Here is an 18,565-nt window from a genome sequence, read left to right as displayed (position 1 = left end):
GGGTTAGGGTGAGGGGGAATTCGCACCGCCGCGTGCTTTTGCTCTGCTTGTCAGCAATCCACCACAGGATATTTTATGATCAGTTCATTATGGATCGCCAAAACGGGTCTCGACGCCCAGCAAACCAATATGGACGTTATTGCCAACAACCTGGCAAACGTCAGCACCAACGGTTTTAAGCGCCAGCGGGCGGTGTTTGAAGATCTGCTTTATCAAACCATTCGCCAGCCTGGCGCACAGTCTTCCGAACAAACCACCTTGCCATCCGGGTTGCAAATTGGCACCGGTGTGCGTCCGGTCGCCACTGAACGTTTACACAGCCAGGGCAATCTGTCGCAAACCAATAACAGCAAAGATGTTGCCATCAAAGGGCAGGGTTTTTTCCAGGTCATGTTACCGGATGGCTCATCAGCCTATACCCGTGACGGCTCTTTCCAGGTGGATCAGAACGGGCAACTGGTGACGGCCGGTGGCTTTCAGGTGCAGCCAGCAATCACCATTCCGGCGAATGCGTTAAGTATCACCATTGGTCGTGATGGCGTGGTAAGCGTTACCCAGCAAGGTCAGGCGGCGCCGGTTCAGGTTGGGCAACTCAATCTCACTACCTTTATGAACGACACCGGGCTGGAGAGTATTGGTGAAAACCTCTACACCGAAACGCAATCCTCCGGTGCACCGAATGAAAGCACGCCAGGCCTGAACGGTGCAGGACTGTTGTATCAAGGGTATGTTGAAACATCTAACGTCAACGTGGCGGAAGAACTGGTCAACATGATCCAGGTACAGCGCGCCTACGAAATCAACAGTAAAGCGGTATCCACTACCGATCAAATGCTGCAAAAACTGACGCAACTCTAAGGCATACCGGTGGGGACTCTCACCGGTTTACTGATTTTGAGATGATAGCCATGCAAAAAAACGCTGTGCATACTTACGCCATTTCCAGCTTGTTGGTGCTTTCACTATCCGGCTGTGCCTGGATACCCTCCACGCCGCTGGTGCAGGGGGCGACCAGTGCACAGCCGGTTCCCGGCCCGACGCCCGTTGCCAACGGTTCAATTTTTCAGTCTGCCCAGCCGATTAACTATGGCTATCAACCGCTGTTTGAAGATCGCCGACCGCGCAATATTGGTGACACGCTGACCATTGTGTTGCAGGAGAACGTCAGCGCCAGCAAGAGTTCCTCTGCGAATGCCAGCCGTGACGGTAAAACTAATTTTGGCTTTGATACTGTGCCGCGCTATTTGCAGGGGCTGTTTGGTAACGCCCGCGCCGATGTCGATGCCTCTGGTGGCAATAGTTTCAACGGTAAAGGCGGTGCTAATGCCAGCAATACCTTTAGCGGCACATTAACAGTGACGGTCGATCAGGTGCTGGTCAACGGTAACCTGCATGTGGTGGGCGAAAAACAGATCGCCATTAATCAGGGCACTGAGTTTATTCGCTTCTCCGGTGTGGTCAATCCACGCACCATCAGCGGCAGCAATACCGTACCGTCTACTCAGGTGGCGGATGCACGTATTGAGTACGTGGGTAACGGTTACATTAACGAAGCGCAAAATATGGGCTGGTTACAGCGTTTCTTCCTTAACCTGTCGCCAATGTAAGTGAGGCTGTAGTGATTAAATTTCTCTCTGCGTTCATTCTTTTGCTGGTTGCGACGGTGGCGCAGGCCGACCGTATTCGCGATCTCACCAGCGTTCAGGGCGTACGGCAAAACTCGCTGATCGGTTATGGGCTGGTCGTTGGCCTGGATGGTACAGGCGACCAGACGACCCAGACGCCGTTTACCACTCAAACGCTTAATAACATGCTCTCGCAGTTGGGAATTACCGTTCCGACTGGCACTAATATGCAACTCAAAAACGTGGCTGCGGTAATGGTGACGGCGTCGCTTCCGCCATTTGGTCGCCAGGGGCAAACCATCGACGTGGTGGTTTCTTCTATGGGGAATGCCAAAAGTTTGCGTGGCGGCACGTTGTTGATGACACCGCTTAAGGGCGTTGATAGCCAGGTGTATGCGCTGGCGCAGGGCAACATTCTGGTTGGCGGTGCGGGCGCATCGGCGGGAGGCAGCAGTGTCCAGGTTAACCAACTGAACGGCGGACGGATCACTAATGGTGCGATTATTGAGCGCGAATTGCCCAGCCAGTTTGGCGCTGGCAATACCCTCAATTTGCAGCTAAATGAGGAAGATTTCACCATGGCGCAGGAAATTGCCGATACCATCAACCGCACACGTGGATACGGTAACGCGACGGCGTTAGATGCGCGGACTATTCAGGTACGCGTGCCGAGTGGCAACAGTTCCCAGGTGCGTTTCCTTGCTGATATCCAGAATATGCAGGTTAATGTCATCCCGCAGGACGCCAAAGTGATTATTAACTCGCGTACTGGTTCAGTGGTGATGAATCGTGAAGTGACGCTGGACAGTTGCGCGGTAGCACAGGGGAATCTCTCGGTTACGGTAAATCGTCAGGTTAACGTGAGTCAACCAGACACACCGTTTGGTGGCGGGCAGACCGTTGTCACGCCACAAACCCAGATCGACTTACGCCAGAGCGGCGGTTCGCTGCAAAGCGTACGTTCTAGTGCCAGCCTCAATAACGTGGTGCGCGCGCTCAATGCGCTGGGCGCTACGCCGATGGATCTGATGTCCATACTGCAATCAATGCAAAGCGCGGGATGTCTGCGGGCAAAACTGGAAATCATCTGATGATTAGCGACAGCAAACTACTGGCAAGTGCCGCCTGGGATGCGCAATCGCTTAACGATCTGAAAGCGAAAGCGGGCGAAGATCCGGCGGCAAATATTCGTCCGGTTGCCCGCCAGGTGGAAGGGATGTTCGTGCAGATGATGCTGAAAAGTATGCGTGAAGCCCTACCGAAAGATGGCCTGTTCAGTAGTGAGCACACTCGCCTCTACACCAGTATGTATGACCAGCAGATTGCCCAACAGATGACGGCGGGCAAAGGTCTGGGACTGGCGGAGATGATGGTAAAACAGATGACGCCAGAACAACCACTGCCAGATGAAGCGACGCCAACGGCACCGATGAAATTCCCGCTCGAAACCGTGGTGCGTTATCAAAATCAGACACTCACGCAGCTTGTGCAAAAAGCCGTGCCACGTAACTACGATGATTCGCTGCCAGGTGACAGTAAAGCATTCCTCGCCCAACTCTCATTGCCCGCCCAACTGGCAAGCCAGCAAAGCGGTGTGCCACATCATCTGATCCTCGCCCAGGCCGCGCTGGAATCAGGCTGGGGTCAACGGCAAATTCGTCGTGAAAATGGTGAACCAAGCTATAACCTGTTTGGCGTCAAAGCCTCTGCCAACTGGAAAGGGGCGGTGACTGAAATTACCACTACCGAATATGAAAACGGCGAAGCGAGGAAAGTGAAGGCGAAGTTTCGGGTCTACAGCTCTTATCTTGAAGCATTGTCGGATTATGTAGGACTGTTAACGCGTAATCCGCGTTACGCTGCCGTGACGACCGCCACAAGCGCCGAGCAGGGCGCGCAGGTATTACAGGACGCGGGCTATGCTACCGATCCTCATTATGCCCGCAAACTCACCAATATGATTCAACAGATGAAATCGGTAAGCGACAAGGTGAGTAAGACCTACAACATCAGTATCGATAATCTGTTCTGAACAACTCAAGTCCGGCGGGTCGCTGCCGATAATGCTCTGTAATTGAAAGCTTATAAGGAACCTCCATGTCCAGCTTGATCAATAACGCCATGAGCGGACTTAACGCGGCTCAGGCGGCGTTAAATACGGCGAGTAATAATATTTCCAGCTATAACGTTGCCGGATATACTCGTCAAACGACCATTATGGCGCAGGCCAATAGCACTCTGGGGGCAGGCGGCTGGGTTGGCAATGGCGTCTACGTTTCCGGCGTACAGCGTGAGTACGACGCCTTTATTACCAACCAGTTACGTGCGGCGCAGACCCAGAGTAGCGGCCTGACTTCCCGCTATGAGCAGATGTCGAAAATCGACAATATGCTCTCTGGCAGCACCACGTCGCTGGCAACACAGATGCAGGACTTCTTCACCAGTCTGCAAACGCTGGTCAGCAACGCGGAAGATCCAGCAGCACGTCAGGCGCTGATTGGTAAATCAGAAGGGCTGGTGAATCAGTTTAAAACCACCGATCAGTATCTGCGCGACCAGGACAAACAGGTCAATATTGCGATAGGTGCCAGCGTTGACCAGATCAACAATTTCGCTAAACAAATCGCCAGCCTGAACGATCAAATTTCACGCCTGACAGGTGTGGGGGCAGGGGCGTCACCCAACAATCTCCTGGATCAACGCGATCAACTGGTGAGTGAATTAAACCAGATTGTTGGTGTAGAAGTCAGCGTTCAGGATGGCGGCACTTATAACATCACGATGGCCAATGGTTACTCGCTGGTACAAGGTAGTACGGCGCGCCAGCTGGCGGCAGTACCGTCCAGCGCCGATCCTTCTCGTACCACTGTCGCTTATGTTGATGGGACAGCAGGCAATATTGAGATCCCGGAGAAGTTGCTGAATACCGGGTCGCTGGGCGGCATTCTGACATTCCGTTCTCAGGATCTTGACCAGACGCGCAATACGCTCGGGCAACTGGCGCTGGCATTTGCCGAGGCTTTCAATACCCAACATAACAAGGGATTTGATGCCAATGGTAAGGAAGGGCAGGATTTCTTTGCCATCGGTAAGCCGGCTGTACTGGAGAATACTAAAAACCAGGGTAACAGCGCGATTAGCGCCACCGTGACCGATGGCTCTGCCGTGCTGGCGACAGATTACAAAATCTCCTTTAGCAACGATCAGTGGCAGGTCACCCGCCTTGCCAGCAATACCACTTTTCCGGTGACGCCGGATGCTGACGGTAAAGTCACGTTTGATGGTCTGGAGTTGACGTTTACTGGCACACCAGTCGCTAACGACAGCTTTACGCTGAAACCGGTAAGCGATGCCATCGTCAATATGGATGTTTTAATCACCGACGAAGCAGAAATCGCCATGGCGAGTGATAAAACGGCTGGTGAGAGCGACAACCGCAATGGTCAGGCGCTGCTGGATTTGCAAAACAACGGTAAAACGGTGGGCGGGGCGAAATCCTTTAACGACGCCTATGCCTCGTTGGTCAGCGACATCGGTAATAAAACCGCTACGTTGAAAACTAGCAGTACCACGCAAGGTAATGTGGTAACGCAACTTTCTAATCAGCAGCAATCTATTTCCGGCGTCAACCTCGACGAAGAGTACGGCAACCTGCAACGCTTTCAGCAGTATTACCTGGCGAATGCGCAGGTTTTGCAGACGGCGAACGCCATTTTTGATGCGCTGATTAACATTCGCTAAGGGAGAGAAAAAATGCGTTTCAGTACTCAAATGATGTACCAGCAGAACATGCGCGGTATCACCAGTTCTCAGGCGAAATGGATGAAGTACGGCGAACAGATGTCGACGGGTAAGCGAGTCGTTAACCCTTCAGATGATCCCATTGCTGCATCACAAGCCGTAGTGCTCTCACAAGCGCAGGCGCAAAACAGCCAGTACACGCTGGCGCGTACTTTCGCGACTCAAAAAGTGTCACTGGAAGAGAGTGTGCTTAGCCAGGTGACCACTGCTATCCAGAATGCTCAGGAGAAAATTGTCTATGCCAGCAACGGCACCTTGAGTGACGATGACCGGGCATCGCTGGCAACGGATATTCAGGGGTTCCGTGACCAGTTGTTGAATCTGGCGAATACCACTGACGGTAACGGGCGCTACATTTTTGCGGGTTATAAAACAGAAACCGCGCCGTTTAGCGAAGAGAAAGGTAAATATGTCGGCGGAACAGAAAGTATTAAGCAACAGGTAGATGCTTCGCGTTCGATGGTGATAGGGCATACCGGCGACAAAATTTTTAATAGCATTACCAGTAATGCAGTAGCGGAACCAGACGGTAGCGATTCTGAAACCAATCTTTTTGCCATGCTGGATAGCGCCATCGCTGCGCTTAAAACACCGGTTGCGGATAGTGAAGCGGATCAAGAAACCTCCGCTGCGGCGTTAGATAAAACCAACCGTGGCCTGAAAAACTCGCTGAATAATGTGCTCACCGTACGCGCGGAATTAGGTACGCAGCTGAACGAGCTGGAGTCGCTGGATTCTTTAGGTAGCGATCGCGCTTTAGGCCAAACGCAGCAGATGAGTGATTTGGTTGATGTGGACTGGAATGCGACTATTTCATCTTACATCATGCAGCAAACGGCGTTGCAGGCGTCGTACAAAGCGTTTACTGATATGCAGGGGTTATCGCTTTTCCAGCTCAACAAATAAGCACTTTTTCAAACATATCATGAAACTGGGTATGTTTTGTCTGCCTGCTCTGGGATCGCCGGGGCGGGCATTTTTTTTGCCTGATTTGAGTAGTTGGCTAGCAAGAATGCCATTTGATGAATTTGAATATGTTGATTCAAAGATGAAATAAAAAGCCCCGGCGGTTGCCAGGGCTTGATTACTTTGAGCTAATGATTACTCAACAGGTTGCGGACGCGCAGGAGCGGCAGAGGCATGATGCGTTGCCGTATGACCACCTGCGGCACCTTTACCTTCGAAGGCAAAAGTAGGGCGCTGCCAGTCACTGTGACGCGGTGCTTCCGGAACATATTCCGGTGCCGGAGCGCGTGTCATCGGTGCGGTAGCGTGGTTATGCTCAACGGTAATCTCAGGTTCAACAGCGGCTACCGTTTCAACTTCTGCTGCGACTTCAGCGACCACAGGTGCGGCAGGTTGAGCGACAACTTCAGGTTCGGCAACTACAACCTCGGCAGTTTCGGCAACTTCTTCAATATCTGCCGTCTCTTCCTGCGGTTCAACTACCGGTTCCGCGTGTTCTGCAACGTCCTGCGCTACAGCAACATCAGCCTCGGCAATCACCTGTGGCTGTTCAGTTACCGCTGCGGCAATCACTTCAGGATGCGTCGTTTCAACCACTTCCGGTTGCGCTTGTGCAACCGGAACCGGTGCTTCTATAGTTTCGGTCACTTCTTCAATAACCGGCGCGGCAACGACAGGTTCGACAGCGGCGGCGACAGGGACTTCAGTCACCATCGGCTGCATCTGTACTTCTTCCTGTTCGCGTTGCTCTTCAACCTGTACATCTTGTGGACGTACAACCGGATAGCGGATCCAGACTTTGCCAGAGGCCAGTTCCGGAGACGCACACGCTACGGTTAACGGCATTGGTGACTGAACCGGATAACGCTCGTCACGATAGCGACGACGACGCTGACCACTCACGCGCAGATGGCGAGGCGAGCGACGAGAACGACGCGGCATACCGCCGTTGTCACGGTTATCGACATTGTTATCTTCTTGTTGTTCCGGCGCAGTTTGTGCAACGACTGGCAATGGTACTTTCACCAGTTCAGTACGTTGGGCAGACGCTTCCTGCATAACAGGTTCGGCGGCGACGGTTTCTTCAACCACCGGAGCGGCTACCACTTCTTCCGCAACGCTTTGCTCGTAACGCACTTTTTGATTTAGCTGGCGCTGTTTACGACGCGGTTGAACCGGACGTACACGCTCCTCCTGTTCAGTTTCCTGAACAGATTGCTCCTCAACATTCAGTGCCTTCGCTTCTTGTTGTACCTGACGTTTATCATCGTTACGGCGACGACTACGCTCACGACGCGGTGTTTGCTGCTCGTCGGTGGTACGCGCTTTTTCTGTTACATCAGCCTGCTGACGGCTCTCACGCGTCTCGGCAGTTTGCTGCTGTGACTGGCGACGATTACGACGGTTTTCTTCGCGATTATCGCTACCCTCTGTACGTTCGCTACGCGTGTCGCGGCGCTCATTACGGTCACGGCGATTGTTCTGACGAGGCTTACGGCGATCCTGTTGACGTTCCGGTTTCGTTTCTGCTTTTGGTGCAGGTTGCTCGGTTGGTTTGGTTTCTTCACCACCGCTGAACAGCGATTTCAGGGCGCTGAAGAGACGGCTTAACAGGCCTGGTTGTGCAGGAGCAGCAGGTGTTGTCGGCGCGGCTTTAGGCGCTGTGGCTGCCGCAGGCGTTACAGGTTCTGCCGGGGCTGGAGCTGGTGGCACATCCGGCATGGCAAAAGTCGCCAGTGCAGGTTGTTCCGGACGTTTACGCTCCGCAAACTCTTCTTCTGACGGCAGCGCCATTGCTTCTTCATGCAGCTTCGGCAGCATGTAGCTTAAGGTCGGCGTCTCTTCCCCTTTACGCACGCGCAGTACGTGGTAGTGCGGGGTTTCCATCTGATCGTTTGGTACAATCACACAGCGCACGCCGTCCTGACGGGTTTCAATTGCATTTACCGCAGAACGTTTTTCGTTCAGCAGGTAAGAGGCAATAGGGACAGGAACAATGGCGTGGACTTCCTGGGTGTTCTCTTTCAGGGCTTCTTCTTCAATCAAACGCAGAATAGAGAGCGACAGGGATTCATTATCACGCACGGTGCCAGTACCGGAGCAACGCGGGCAGACGTGATGGCTGGATTCACCCAGCGACGGGCTCAGGCGCTGACGGGACATCTCGAGCAGGCCAAAGCGAGAAATATGGCTGATTTGAATACGCGCACGATCTTGACGTACCGCTTCACGCAGACGGTTTTCCACCGCGCGCTGATGGCGTACAGGCGTCATGTCGATGAAGTCGATAACAATCAGACCGCCGAGGTCACGCAGGCGTAGCTGACGAGCAATCTCATCGGCTGCTTCCAGGTTAGTGTTAAATGCAGTTTCTTCGATATCGCCGCCGCGAGTTGCACGCGCGGAGTTGATGTCGATGGCGGTTAACGCTTCGGTGCTGTCGATAACAATGGAGCCACCAGACGGCAGACGGACTTCACGCTGGAAGGCGGACTCGATCTGCGATTCGATCTGGTAGTGGCTGAACAGGGGAATTTCACCCGTGTACAGTTTGATTTTGCTGCTGAAATCCGGGCGACCCAACGCGGCGATATGCTGACGCGCCAGTTCGAGTACTTTCGGATTGTCGATAAGGATTTCGCCGATGTCCTGGCGTAAGTAATCGCGGAATGCGCGAACGATAACATTGCTCTCCTGATGGATCAGGAACGGAGCAGGGCGGCTTTCAGCGGCTTTTTTGATGGCTTCCCAGTGTTTCAGGCGGAAGCTTAAATCCCATTGCAGCGCCTCAGCAGATTTGCCGACGCCAGCGGTGCGCACGATAAGCCCCATGCCTTCCGGCAGTTCAAGGCTCGCCAGTGCTTCTTTTAATTCGGTACGGTCGTCGCCTTCGATACGGCGAGAAATGCCACCCGCGCGCGGGTTGTTCGGCATCAGAACCAGATAGCTACCCGCCAGGCTGATAAAAGTGGTTAATGCCGCGCCTTTGTTGCCGCGCTCTTCTTTATCGATCTGAACAATGACTTCCTGACCTTCGCGTAACACATCTTTAATGTTAGGACGGCCATGAGCACTGTAATTAGCAGGGAAATATTCGCGGGCAATTTCTTTTAGTGGGAGGAAACCGTGACGTTCAGCGCCGTAATCAACAAAAGCAGCTTCCAGACTCGGTTCAATGCGGGTGATTTTACCTTTGTAGATGTTCGCCTTTTTCTGTTCATGCCCTGGACTTTCGATATCCAGATCATACAGACGCTGCCCATCTACAAGGGCAACGCGCAACTCTTCCTGCTGAGTTGCGTTGATTAACATTCTTTTCATCGTAACTTACTCATTATTCTTACATTGACGACTAAGCTGCGGGCAAAGTAACGCCTTTCCGGGTGTGAACCGATGGCCTCGTGTCTAGTCGCGTCGCCAACCTCACGGTTATCGTCAGCTCAAAGAGGCGCAGAGTGTCGGTTGCCCGTTTTTCATGCGGAAAAACAGCGCAATTATCAGAGAAACAGACTGGGTATTACTCTCCAGAAATATTTCCATCTACCGGTAAGGACTGCAACCCGCAGCCCGCTAACTGCCTGAAAGATCAATACGTCTTACGCCATTGCTGCGTTGATGATCGGTCGGGCAAAATGGGGTATTCCGTAAAATTTCTTGTTTTAACAAGGTTGGACACGGAAACGTTCTCATTATTCCACTGCAAGCCTTGTTATAGCAAGATGACTTTTACCATTTATCACCCACTTACTCACAGTTTTTTCACTTCTTACTGGCGATTGGTCTAATAACCATCAATTAAGTGATTGCACTGGGAAGTAATAAGGTGCAGAACTAAATATAAGCATAGAAAAATGAGTGGCGCGAATCCTGTTGGCTATTTAGAATCGCCCACCATGAAAACAGAGACTCCATCCGTAAAAATCGTTGCTATTACCGCTGATGAAGCGGGGCAACGTATCGACAACTTTTTGCGCACCCAATTGAAAGGCGTACCAAAAAGTATGATTTACCGTATTTTGCGTAAAGGCGAAGTGCGGGTGAACAAAAAACGTATTAAGCCTGAATATAAACTCGAAGCCGGTGATGAAGTGCGTATTCCGCCGGTTCGCGTTGCTGAACGGGAAGAAGAGGCCGTTTCGCCGCATCTGCAAAAAGTGGCGGCGCTGGCGGACGTCATCTTATATGAAGATGATCATATCCTGGTGCTGAATAAACCCTCAGGTACGGCGGTGCATGGCGGCAGTGGTTTAAGTTTCGGCGTTATTGAAGGGCTGAGGGCGTTGCGCCCGGAAGCGCGATTCCTTGAACTGGTGCATCGACTCGACCGGGACACTTCAGGTGTATTGCTGGTAGCGAAAAAACGTTCGGCGTTACGTTCTCTGCATGAGCAATTACGTGAAAAAGGGATGCAAAAAGATTATCTGGCGCTGGTGCGCGGTCAGTGGCAGTCACACGTGAAGAGTGTCCAGGCTCCGCTGCTGAAGAATATTCTGCAAAGCGGTGAACGTATCGTGCGTGTCAGTCAGGAAGGCAAACCGTCGGAAACACGCTTTAAAGTGGAAGAACGCTATGCATTTGCCACCCTGGTGCGTTGTAGCCCGGTAACAGGGCGTACTCATCAGATCCGTGTGCATACACAGTATGCGGGTCATCCGATTGCCTTTGATGATCGTTACGGCGATCGTGAGTTTGATCAACAGCTCACTGAGACCGGAACGGGGCTGAGACGTTTGTTCCTGCATGCGGCAGCGTTGAAGTTTACCCATCCGGGAACGGGTGAGGTGATGCGTATCGAAGCGCCGATGGATGATGGCCTGAAGCGTTGTTTGCAGAAACTGCGTAATGCGCGTTAATACAAGCATATAAGCCAGATATAATGGGCGGTAGGCCTGATACTGCATCAGGCCGCCAGCACCGATTGCCGGATGCGACGTAACCGCATCCGGCGCAAACAACTATCCCATCAGCGGGTTTTTCCCTTCCCGACGTAACATCTGACACAGCGCGATTAGCGGTAAACCAACCAGCGTGTTAGGGTCACGCCCCTCTAAACGCTCAAACAGCGTAATGCCAAATCCTTCACTCTTAAAGCTACCCGCGCAGTGCAGGGGATGCTCCTTACGCACGTAATTATCAATCTCCGCCTCGCTTAAGTGGCGGAAATGAACGTCAAAAGGTTCCACTTCCGTTTGCAGATGCCCGTTCGCCGAATTAAATAGCGCCAGCCCAGTATAGAAGGTGACAATATTGCCGCTGGCTTTGCGTAATTGCAGACGCGCATTTTCTTCCGTTAACGGTTTACCGGTGATTTCCCCATCAAGAACACACACCTGGTCTGAACCAATAATTAAATGAGAGGGATAACGTGACGCTAAGGATTGCGCTTTTTCTTGCGCCAGCCGGAGCACCAGCTGGCGCGGTGATTCATCGCTATGCGGGGTTTCGTCGACCTCCGGGGCGGCACATTCGAAAGAGATTTGTAGTTTTTCAAGTAGGGCGCGGCGCCAGGGCGAAGTGGAGGCTAAAATAAGTTTAGACATATTTTTTTCCATCAGATATAGCGTATTGATGATAGCCATTTTAAACTATGCGCTTCGTTTTGCAGGTTGATGTTCGTTATCAGCACTGAACGAAAATAAAGCAGTAACCCGCAATGTGTGCGAATTATTGGCAAAAGGCAACCACAGGCTGCCTTTTTCTTTGACTCTATGACGTTACAAAGTTAATATGCGCGCCCTATGCAAAAGGTAAAATTACCCCTGACTCTCGATCCGGTTCGTACGGCTCAAAAACGCCTTGATTACCAGGGTATCTATACTCCTGATCAGGTTGAGCGCGTCGCCGAATCCGTAGTCAGTGTGGACAGTGATGTGGAATGCTCCATGTCGTTCGCTATCGATAACCAACGTCTCGCAGTGTTAAACGGCGATGCGAAGGTGACGGTAACGCTCGAGTGTCAGCGTTGCGGGAAGCCGTTTACTCATCAGGTCTACACAACGTACTGTTTTAGTCCTGTGCGTTCAGACGAACAGGCTGAAGCACTGCCGGAAGCGTATGAACCGATTGAGGTTAACGAATTCGGTGAAATCGATCTGCTTGCAATGGTTGAAGATGAAATCATCCTCGCCTTGCCGGTAGTTCCGGTGCATGATTCTGAACACTGTGAAGTGTCCGAAGCGGACATGGTCTTTGGTGAACTGCCTGAAGAAGCGCAAAAGCCAAACCCATTTGCCGTATTAGCCAGCTTAAAGCGTAAGTAATTGGTGCTCCCCGTTGGATCGGGGATAAACCGTAATTGAGGAGTAAGGTCCATGGCCGTACAACAGAATAAACCAACCCGTTCCAAACGTGGCATGCGTCGTTCCCATGACGCGCTGACCGCAGTCACCAGCCTGTCTGTAGACAAAACTTCTGGTGAAAAACACCTGCGTCACCACATCACTGCCGACGGTTACTACCGTGGCCGCAAGGTCATCGCTAAGTAATCACGCATCTGCGTGATGAAGCTTAGTGAGGATTTTCCCCAGGCAACTGGGGAAAGACCAAACCGGGCGGCGACGATACCTTGACACGTCTAACCCTGGCGTTAGATGTCATGGGGGGCGATTTTGGCCCTTCTGTGACAGTGCCTGCAGCTTTGCAGGCACTGAACTCTAATTCGCAACTCACTCTTCTTTTAGTCGGTAATCCCGACGCCATCACGCCATTACTTGCTAAAGCTGACTTCGAACAACGTTCTCGTTTGCAGATTATTCCTGCGCAGTCAGTTATCGCCAGTGATGCCCGGCCTTCGCAAGCTATCCGCGCCAGTCGCGGTAGCTCAATGCGCGTGGCGCTGGAACTGGTGAAAGAAGGTCGAGCGCAAGCCTGTGTCAGTGCTGGCAATACCGGGGCGCTGATGGGGCTGGCTAAATTATTACTCAAGCCCCTGGAGGGGATTGAGCGCCCGGCGTTGGTGACGGTGTTACCGCATCAACAAAAGGGCAAAACGGTGGTTCTCGATTTAGGAGCCAACGTCGATTGTGACAGCACAATGTTGGTGCAATTTGCCATTATGGGCTCAGTTTTGGCTGAAGAGGTGGTGGGAATTCCCAATCCTCGCGTGGCGTTGCTCAATATTGGTGAAGAAGAAGTAAAGGGTCTCGACAGTATTCGGGATGCCTCAGCGGTGCTTAAAACAATCCCTTCTATCAACTATATCGGCTATCTTGAAGCCAATGAGTTATTAACTGGCAAGACAGATGTGCTGGTCTGTGACGGCTTTACAGGAAATGTCACATTAAAGACGATGGAAGGTGTTGTCAGGATGTTCCTTTCTCTGCTGAAATCTCAGGGAGAAGGGAAAAAACGGTCGTGGTGGCTACTGTTATTAAAGCGTTGGCTACAAAAGAGCCTGACGAGGCGATTCAGTCACCTCAACCCCGACCAGTATAACGGCGCCTGTCTGTTAGGATTGCGCGGCACGGTGATAAAAAGTCATGGTGCAGCCAATCAGCGAGCTTTTGCGGTCGCGATTGAACAGGCAGTGCAGGCGGTGCAGCGACAAGTTCCTCAGCGAATTGCCGCTCGCCTGGAATCTGTATACCCAGCTGGTTTTGAGCTGTTGGACGGTGGCAAAAGCGGATCTCTGCGGTAGCAGGACGCTGCCAGCGAACTCGCAGTTTGCAAGTGACGGTATATAACCGAAAAGTGACTGAGCGTACATGTATACGAAGATTATTGGTACTGGCAGCTATCTGCCCGAACAAGTGCGGACAAACGCCGATCTGGAAAAAATGGTGGATACCTCTGACGAGTGGATTGTCACTCGTACAGGCATCCGCGAACGCCACATTGCCGCGCCAAACGAAACCGTTTCAACCATGGGTTTTGAAGCGGCGACACGCGCAATTGAGATGGCTGGCATCGATAAAGACCAGATTGGGCTGATCGTTGTGGCAACGACTTCTGCTACGCACGCTTTTCCGAGCGCAGCATGTCAGATTCAAAGCATGTTGGGCATTAAAGGTTGCCCGGCGTTTGACGTTGCCGCAGCATGTGCAGGTTTCACCTACGCGTTGAGCGTAGCCGATCAATACGTGAAATCTGGTGCGGTGAAGTATGCTCTGGTTGTCGGTTCCGATGTACTGGCGCGCACCTGCGATCCAACAGATCGCGGGACCATTATCATTTTTGGCGATGGCGCGGGCGCTGCAGTGCTGGCTGCCTCTGAAGAGCCAGGAATTATCTCAACGCATCTTCATGCTGATGGCAGCTATGGTGAATTGCTGACGTTGCCTAATGCCGACCGTGTGAATCCAGAAAATTCAATTCATCTGACCATGGCGGGCAACGAAGTCTTCAAGGTTGCAGTAACCGAGTTGGCGCACATCGTTGATGAGACGCTGGCGGCGAATAATCTTGATCGTTCCCAACTGGACTGGCTGGTTCCGCATCAGGCGAACCTGCGTATTATCAGCGCAACGGCGAAAAAACTCGGCATGTCGATGGACAATGTCGTGGTGACGCTGGATCGCCACGGTAATACTTCTGCCGCTTCTGTCCCGTGCGCGCTGGATGAAGCTGTACGCGACGGGCGCATTAAGCCTGGGCAGTTGGTTCTGCTTGAAGCCTTTGGCGGTGGGTTCACCTGGGGCTCCGCGCTGGTTCGTTTCTAGGATAAGGATTTAAAGATGACGCAATTTGCATTTGTGTTCCCTGGACAGGGCTCTCAAACCGTTGGAATGCTGGCTGATATGGCGGCGAGCTATCCCATTGTCGAAGAAACGTTTGCTGAAGCTTCTGCGGCGCTGGGCTACGACTTGTGGGCACTGACCCAGCAGGGACCTGCCGAAGAATTGAATAAAACCTGGCAAACCCAACCAGCACTGTTGACGGCATCTGTTGCGCTGTACCGTGTGTGGCAGCAGCAGGGCGGTAAAGCACCGGCGATGATGGCCGGTCACAGCCTGGGTGAATACTCCGCGCTGGTTTGCGCTGGTGTGATTGATTTTGCTGATGCGGTGCGTCTGGTTGAGATGCGTGGCAAGTTCATGCAGGAAGCTGTACCGGAAGGGACAGGTGCAATGGCGGCAATTATCGGTCTTGATGATGCGTCTATTGCTAAAGCGTGTGAAGAAGCTGCAGAAGGTCAGGTCGTTTCTCCGGTAAACTTTAACTCTCCGGGGCAGGTCGTTATTGCCGGTCATAAAGAAGCGGTTGAGCGTGCAGGCGCTGCCTGTAAAGCTGCGGGCGCAAAACGTGCGCTGCCGTTGCCTGTAAGCGTACCGTCACACTGTGCGCTGATGAAACCGGCTGCCGATAAATTGGCTGTTGAATTGGCGAAAATCACCTTCAATACCCCAACCGTTCCGGTTGTGAATAACGTTGATGTGAAATGCGAAACTAATGGCGATGCTATCCGTGATGCGCTGGTACGTCAGCTGTATAATCCGGTTCAGTGGACGAAATCTGTTGAATACATGGCAGCGCAAGGCGTTGAACATCTTTATGAAGTCGGCCCGGGCAAAGTGCTTACTGGCCTGACGAAACGCATTGTCGACACCCTGACCGCCTCGGCGCTGAACGAACCTTCAGCGATGGCAGCGGCGCTCGAGCTTTAAAAGAGGAAAAATATGAATTTTGAAGGAAAAATCGCACTGGTAACCGGTGCAAGCCGTGGGATTGGCCGCGCAATTGCTGAAACGCTCGCAGCTCGTGGCGCGAAAGTTATCGGTACTGCGACCAGTGAAAGCGGCGCTCAGGCGATCAGCGATTATTTAGGTGATAACGGTAAAGGTCTGATGTTGAATGTGACCGACCCGGCATCTATCGAATCTGTTCTGGAAAAAATTCGCGCAGAATTTGGTGAAGTCGATATCCTGGTCAATAATGCCGGTATCACTCGTGATAACCTGTTAATGCGAATGAAAGATGATGAGTGGAACGATATTATCGAAACCAACCTTTCATCTGTTTTCCGTCTGTCAAAAGCGGTAATGCGCGCTATGATGAAAAAGCGTCATGGTCGTATTATCACTATCGGTTCTGTGGTTGGTACCATGGGAAATGGCGGTCAGGCCAACTACGCTGCGGCGAAAGCGGGCTTGATCGGCTTCAGTAAATCCCTGGCGCGCGAAGTTGCGTCACGTGGTATTACTGTAAACGTTGTTGCTCCGGGCTTTATTGAAACGGACATGACACGTGCGCTGAGCGATGACCAGCGTGCGGGTATCCTGGCGCAGGTTCCTGCGGGTCGCCTCGGCGGCGCACAGGAAATCGCCAACGCGGTTGCATTCCTGGCATCCGACGAAGCAGCTTACATCACGGGTGAAACTTTGCATGTGAACGGCGGGATGTACATGGTCTGACCGCGATTTGCACAAAATGCTCATGTTGCGCGCAGTCTGCGTGGTTATGAGTAATAATTAGTGCAAAATGATTTGCGTTGTTGGGGGGTATGGCCTCAAAATAACGTAAAATCGTGGTAAGACCTGCCGGGATTTAGTTGCAAATTTTTCAACATTTTATACACTACGAAAACCATCGCGAAAGCGAGTTTTGATAGGAAATTTAAGAGTATGAGCACTATCGAAGAACGCGTTAAGAAAATTATCGGCGAACAGCTGGGCGTTAAGCAGGAAGAAGTTACCAACAATGCTTCTTTCGTTGAAGACCTGGGCGCGGATTCTCTTGACACCGTTGAGCTGGTAATGGCTCTGGAAGAAGAGTTTGATACTGAGATTCCGGACGAAGAAGCTGAGAAAATCACCACCGTTCAGGCTGCCATTGATTACATCAACGGCCACCAGGCGTAAGTGAACATCTCCAGGCGGTCGTTCGACCGCCTGAGTTTTATCTTTTTGTCCCACTAGAATCATTTTTTTTCCCTCCCTGGAGGACAAACGTGTCTAAGCGTCGTGTAGTTGTGACCGGACTGGGCATGTTGTCTCCTGTCGGCAATACCGTAGAGTCTACCTGGAAAGCTCTGCTTGCCGGTCAGAGTGGCATCAGCCTAATCGACCATTTCGATACTAGCGCCTATGCAACGAAATTTGCTGGCTTAGTAAAGGATTTTAACTGTGAGGACATTATCTCGCGCAAAGAACAGCGCAAGATGGATGCCTTCATTCAATATGGAATTGTCGCTGGCGTTCAGGCCATGCAGGATTCTGGCCTTGAAATAACGGAAGAGAACGCAACCCGCATTGGTGCCGCAATTGGCTCCGGGATAGGCGGCCTCGGACTGATCGAAGAAAACCACACATCTTTGATGAACGGTGGTCCACGTAAGATCAGCCCATTCTTCGTTCCGTCAACGATTGTGAACATGGTGGCAGGTCACCTGACTATCATGTATGGCCTGCGTGGCCCAAGCATCTCTATCGCGACCGCCTGTACTTCCGGCGTGCACAACATTGGTCATGCTGCGCGTATTATCGCGTATGGCGATGCTGACGTGATGGTTGCAGGTGGCGCAGAGAAAGCCAGTACGCCGCTGGGCGTTGGCGGTTTCGGCGCGGCACGTGCATTATCTACCCGCAATGATAACCCGCAAGCGGCTAGCCGCCCGTGGGATAAAGAGCGTGATGGTTTCGTACTGGGCGATGGTGCCGGTATGCTGGTGCTCGAAGAGTACGAACACGCGAAAAAACGCGGTGCGAAAATTTACGCTGAACTCGTCGGCTTTGGTATGAGCAGCGATGCCTATCATATGACGTCGCCGCCGGAAAATGGCGCAGGCGCAGCTCTGGCAATGGCAAATGCTCTGCGTGATGCAGGTATTGAAGCGAGCCAGATTGGCTACGTTAACGCGCACGGTACTTCAACGCCTGCTGGCGATAAAGCCGAAGCGCAGGCAGTGAAAACCATCTTCGGTGAAGCTGCAAGCCGTGTGCTGGTAAGCTCCACGAAATCCATGACCGGTCACCTGTTAGGTGCGGCGGGTGCGGTAGAGTCTATCTACTCCATCCTGGCGCTGCGCGATCAGGCTGTTCCACCGACCATCAACCTGGATAACCCTGATGAAGGTTGCGATCTGGATTTCGTACCGCACGAAGCGCGTCAGGTCAGCGGAATGGAGTATACCCTGTGTAACTCCTTCGGCTTTGGAGGTACTAACGGTTCGTTGATCTTTAAACGCGTTTAATCCTTAAGTAGATAGTTAAAAAGCGAAACACAATGTGTTTCGCTTT

17 protein-coding genes are annotated in these 18,565 nt (G+C 52.2%); 15 read left to right on the top strand and 2 right to left on the bottom strand.

What is annotated here, in order from left to right; genetic code table 11:
* Nucleotides 1-75: 75 nt before the first annotated feature.
* From flgG to flgL, 6 genes are all read left to right on the top strand, one after another.
* Nucleotides 76-858, top strand: a complete 783-nt coding sequence (gene flgG / locus A7Z06_RS14400) for a flagellar basal-body rod protein FlgG (RefSeq protein WP_000625837.1) — start codon at nucleotides 76-78, stop codon at nucleotides 856-858.
* 50 nt (nucleotides 859-908) lie between these two features.
* Nucleotides 909-1,607 carry a flagellar basal body L-ring protein FlgH gene (flgH, locus tag A7Z06_RS14395; protein WP_010345611.1) on the top strand — a complete coding sequence of 233 codons (699 nt, stop codon included), beginning with the start codon at nucleotides 909-911 and terminating at the stop codon, nucleotides 1,605-1,607.
* Nucleotides 1,608-1,618: 11 nt separating this feature from the next.
* Nucleotides 1,619-2,716, top strand: coding sequence for a flagellar basal body P-ring protein FlgI (gene flgI / locus A7Z06_RS14390; protein WP_000589295.1), 1,098 nt, complete (start codon nucleotides 1,619-1,621; stop codon nucleotides 2,714-2,716).
* Nucleotides 2,716-3,657 (top strand): flagellar assembly peptidoglycan hydrolase FlgJ, encoded by a 942-nt coding sequence (gene flgJ, locus A7Z06_RS14385; protein ID WP_010345608.1) that lies wholly within the window; start codon nucleotides 2,716-2,718, stop codon nucleotides 3,655-3,657. The genes flgI and flgJ overlap by 1 nt, the downstream gene beginning before the upstream one ends.
* A 65-nt stretch (nucleotides 3,658-3,722) precedes the next feature.
* A complete protein-coding gene (flgK, locus tag A7Z06_RS14380) occupies nucleotides 3,723-5,366 on the top strand; it encodes a flagellar hook-associated protein FlgK (RefSeq protein WP_000096512.1) in 1,644 nt (547 codons plus the stop codon).
* A gap of 12 nt (nucleotides 5,367-5,378) precedes the next feature.
* Nucleotides 5,379-6,332, top strand: coding sequence for a flagellar hook-associated protein FlgL (gene flgL, locus A7Z06_RS14375; RefSeq protein ID WP_105279473.1), 954 nt, complete (start codon nucleotides 5,379-5,381; stop codon nucleotides 6,330-6,332).
* Between the two features lie 195 nt (nucleotides 6,333-6,527).
* Here the strand turns inward: flgL and rne are convergent, their stop codons facing one another.
* Complete coding sequence (gene rne / locus A7Z06_RS14370) at nucleotides 6,528-9,713, bottom strand: ribonuclease E (RefSeq protein WP_000827349.1); 3,186 nt, start codon at nucleotides 9,711-9,713, stop codon at nucleotides 6,528-6,530.
* 572 nt (nucleotides 9,714-10,285) lie between these two features.
* On the opposite strand from rne, the gene rluC reads away from it, so the two are divergent.
* Entirely contained in the window at nucleotides 10,286-11,245 is a 960-nt protein-coding gene (gene rluC, locus A7Z06_RS14360; RefSeq protein ID WP_024165114.1) for a 23S rRNA pseudouridine(955/2504/2580) synthase RluC, read from the top strand.
* Nucleotides 11,246-11,347: 102 nt separating this feature from the next.
* Here the strand turns inward: rluC and yceF are convergent, their stop codons facing one another.
* Nucleotides 11,348-11,932 carry a 7-methyl-GTP pyrophosphatase gene (gene yceF / locus A7Z06_RS14355; RefSeq protein ID WP_010345602.1) on the bottom strand — a complete coding sequence of 195 codons (585 nt, stop codon included), beginning with the start codon at nucleotides 11,930-11,932 and terminating at the stop codon, nucleotides 11,348-11,350.
* Nucleotides 11,933-12,130: 198 nt separating this feature from the next.
* On the opposite strand from yceF, the gene yceD reads away from it, so the two are divergent.
* The 8 genes from yceD (at nucleotide 12,131) to fabF (ending at nucleotide 18,519) form a co-directional block, all read left to right on the top strand.
* Nucleotides 12,131-12,652, top strand: coding sequence for a 23S rRNA accumulation protein YceD (gene yceD / locus A7Z06_RS14350; protein ID WP_001174481.1), 522 nt, complete (start codon nucleotides 12,131-12,133; stop codon nucleotides 12,650-12,652).
* 51 nt (nucleotides 12,653-12,703) lie between these two features.
* Nucleotides 12,704-12,877 carry a 50S ribosomal protein L32 gene (gene rpmF / locus A7Z06_RS14345; protein WP_000290727.1) on the top strand — a complete coding sequence of 58 codons (174 nt, stop codon included), beginning with the start codon at nucleotides 12,704-12,706 and terminating at the stop codon, nucleotides 12,875-12,877.
* An 80-nt stretch (nucleotides 12,878-12,957) separates the two neighbouring features.
* Entirely contained in the window at nucleotides 12,958-14,028 is a 1,071-nt protein-coding gene (plsX, locus tag A7Z06_RS14340; protein WP_085460621.1) for a phosphate acyltransferase PlsX, read from the top strand.
* 67 nt (nucleotides 14,029-14,095) lie between these two features.
* Nucleotides 14,096-15,049: a beta-ketoacyl-ACP synthase III gene (fabH, locus tag A7Z06_RS14335; RefSeq protein ID WP_000288127.1), complete on the top strand. Its 954-nt coding sequence runs from the start codon at nucleotides 14,096-14,098 to the stop codon at nucleotides 15,047-15,049.
* 15 nt (nucleotides 15,050-15,064) lie between these two features.
* Nucleotides 15,065-15,994 carry an ACP S-malonyltransferase gene (fabD, locus tag A7Z06_RS14330; protein ID WP_000191375.1) on the top strand — a complete coding sequence of 310 codons (930 nt, stop codon included), beginning with the start codon at nucleotides 15,065-15,067 and terminating at the stop codon, nucleotides 15,992-15,994.
* Nucleotides 15,995-16,006: 12 nt separating this feature from the next.
* Complete coding sequence (fabG, locus tag A7Z06_RS14325; RefSeq protein ID WP_001008544.1) at nucleotides 16,007-16,741, top strand: 3-oxoacyl-ACP reductase FabG; 735 nt, start codon at nucleotides 16,007-16,009, stop codon at nucleotides 16,739-16,741.
* 210 nt (nucleotides 16,742-16,951) lie between these two features.
* Complete coding sequence (gene acpP, locus A7Z06_RS14320) at nucleotides 16,952-17,188, top strand: acyl carrier protein (protein WP_000103754.1); 237 nt, start codon at nucleotides 16,952-16,954, stop codon at nucleotides 17,186-17,188.
* 89 nt (nucleotides 17,189-17,277) lie between these two features.
* Nucleotides 17,278-18,519 carry a beta-ketoacyl-ACP synthase II gene (gene fabF / locus A7Z06_RS14315; RefSeq protein WP_000044680.1) on the top strand — a complete coding sequence of 414 codons (1,242 nt, stop codon included), beginning with the start codon at nucleotides 17,278-17,280 and terminating at the stop codon, nucleotides 18,517-18,519.
* Nucleotides 18,520-18,565 lie beyond the last annotated feature (46 nt).

Source organism: Escherichia sp. MOD1-EC6819, from assembly GCF_002965765.1.
In the GTDB taxonomy this organism is placed as follows: Bacteria; Pseudomonadota; Gammaproteobacteria; order Enterobacterales; family Enterobacteriaceae; genus Escherichia; species Escherichia ruysiae.
The sequence above is the reverse complement of the archived record's forward strand: the minus strand, read 5'-3'. Positions and strand labels throughout refer to the sequence as shown.

What these genes read in the sequence shown, in the direction of transcription:
- flgK (WP_000096512.1), top strand. Translation starts at nt 3,723, where the DNA reads ATGTCCAGCTTGATCAATAACGCCATGAGCGGACTTAACGCGGCTCAG.
- fabH (WP_000288127.1), top strand. Translation starts at nt 14,096, where the DNA reads ATGTATACGAAGATTATTGGTACTGGCAGCTATCTGCCCGAACAAGTG.
- flgG (WP_000625837.1), top strand. Translation starts at nt 76, where the DNA reads ATGATCAGTTCATTATGGATCGCCAAAACGGGTCTCGACGCCCAGCAA.
- yceD (WP_001174481.1), top strand. Translation starts at nt 12,131, where the DNA reads ATGCAAAAGGTAAAATTACCCCTGACTCTCGATCCGGTTCGTACGGCT.
- flgJ (WP_010345608.1), top strand. Translation starts at nt 2,716, where the DNA reads ATGATTAGCGACAGCAAACTACTGGCAAGTGCCGCCTGGGATGCGCAA.
- rpmF (WP_000290727.1), top strand. Translation starts at nt 12,704, where the DNA reads ATGGCCGTACAACAGAATAAACCAACCCGTTCCAAACGTGGCATGCGT.
- flgL (WP_105279473.1), top strand. Translation starts at nt 5,379, where the DNA reads ATGCGTTTCAGTACTCAAATGATGTACCAGCAGAACATGCGCGGTATC.
- fabD (WP_000191375.1), top strand. Translation starts at nt 15,065, where the DNA reads ATGACGCAATTTGCATTTGTGTTCCCTGGACAGGGCTCTCAAACCGTT.
- rluC (WP_024165114.1), top strand. Translation starts at nt 10,286, where the DNA reads ATGAAAACAGAGACTCCATCCGTAAAAATCGTTGCTATTACCGCTGAT.
- yceF (WP_010345602.1), bottom strand. Translation starts at nt 11,932, where the DNA reads ATGTCTAAACTTATTTTAGCCTCCACTTCGCCCTGGCGCCGCGCCCTA.
- fabG (WP_001008544.1), top strand. Translation starts at nt 16,007, where the DNA reads ATGAATTTTGAAGGAAAAATCGCACTGGTAACCGGTGCAAGCCGTGGG.
- rne (WP_000827349.1), bottom strand. Translation starts at nt 9,713, where the DNA reads ATGAAAAGAATGTTAATCAACGCAACTCAGCAGGAAGAGTTGCGCGTT.
- flgH (WP_010345611.1), top strand. Translation starts at nt 909, where the DNA reads ATGCAAAAAAACGCTGTGCATACTTACGCCATTTCCAGCTTGTTGGTG.
- acpP (WP_000103754.1), top strand. Translation starts at nt 16,952, where the DNA reads ATGAGCACTATCGAAGAACGCGTTAAGAAAATTATCGGCGAACAGCTG.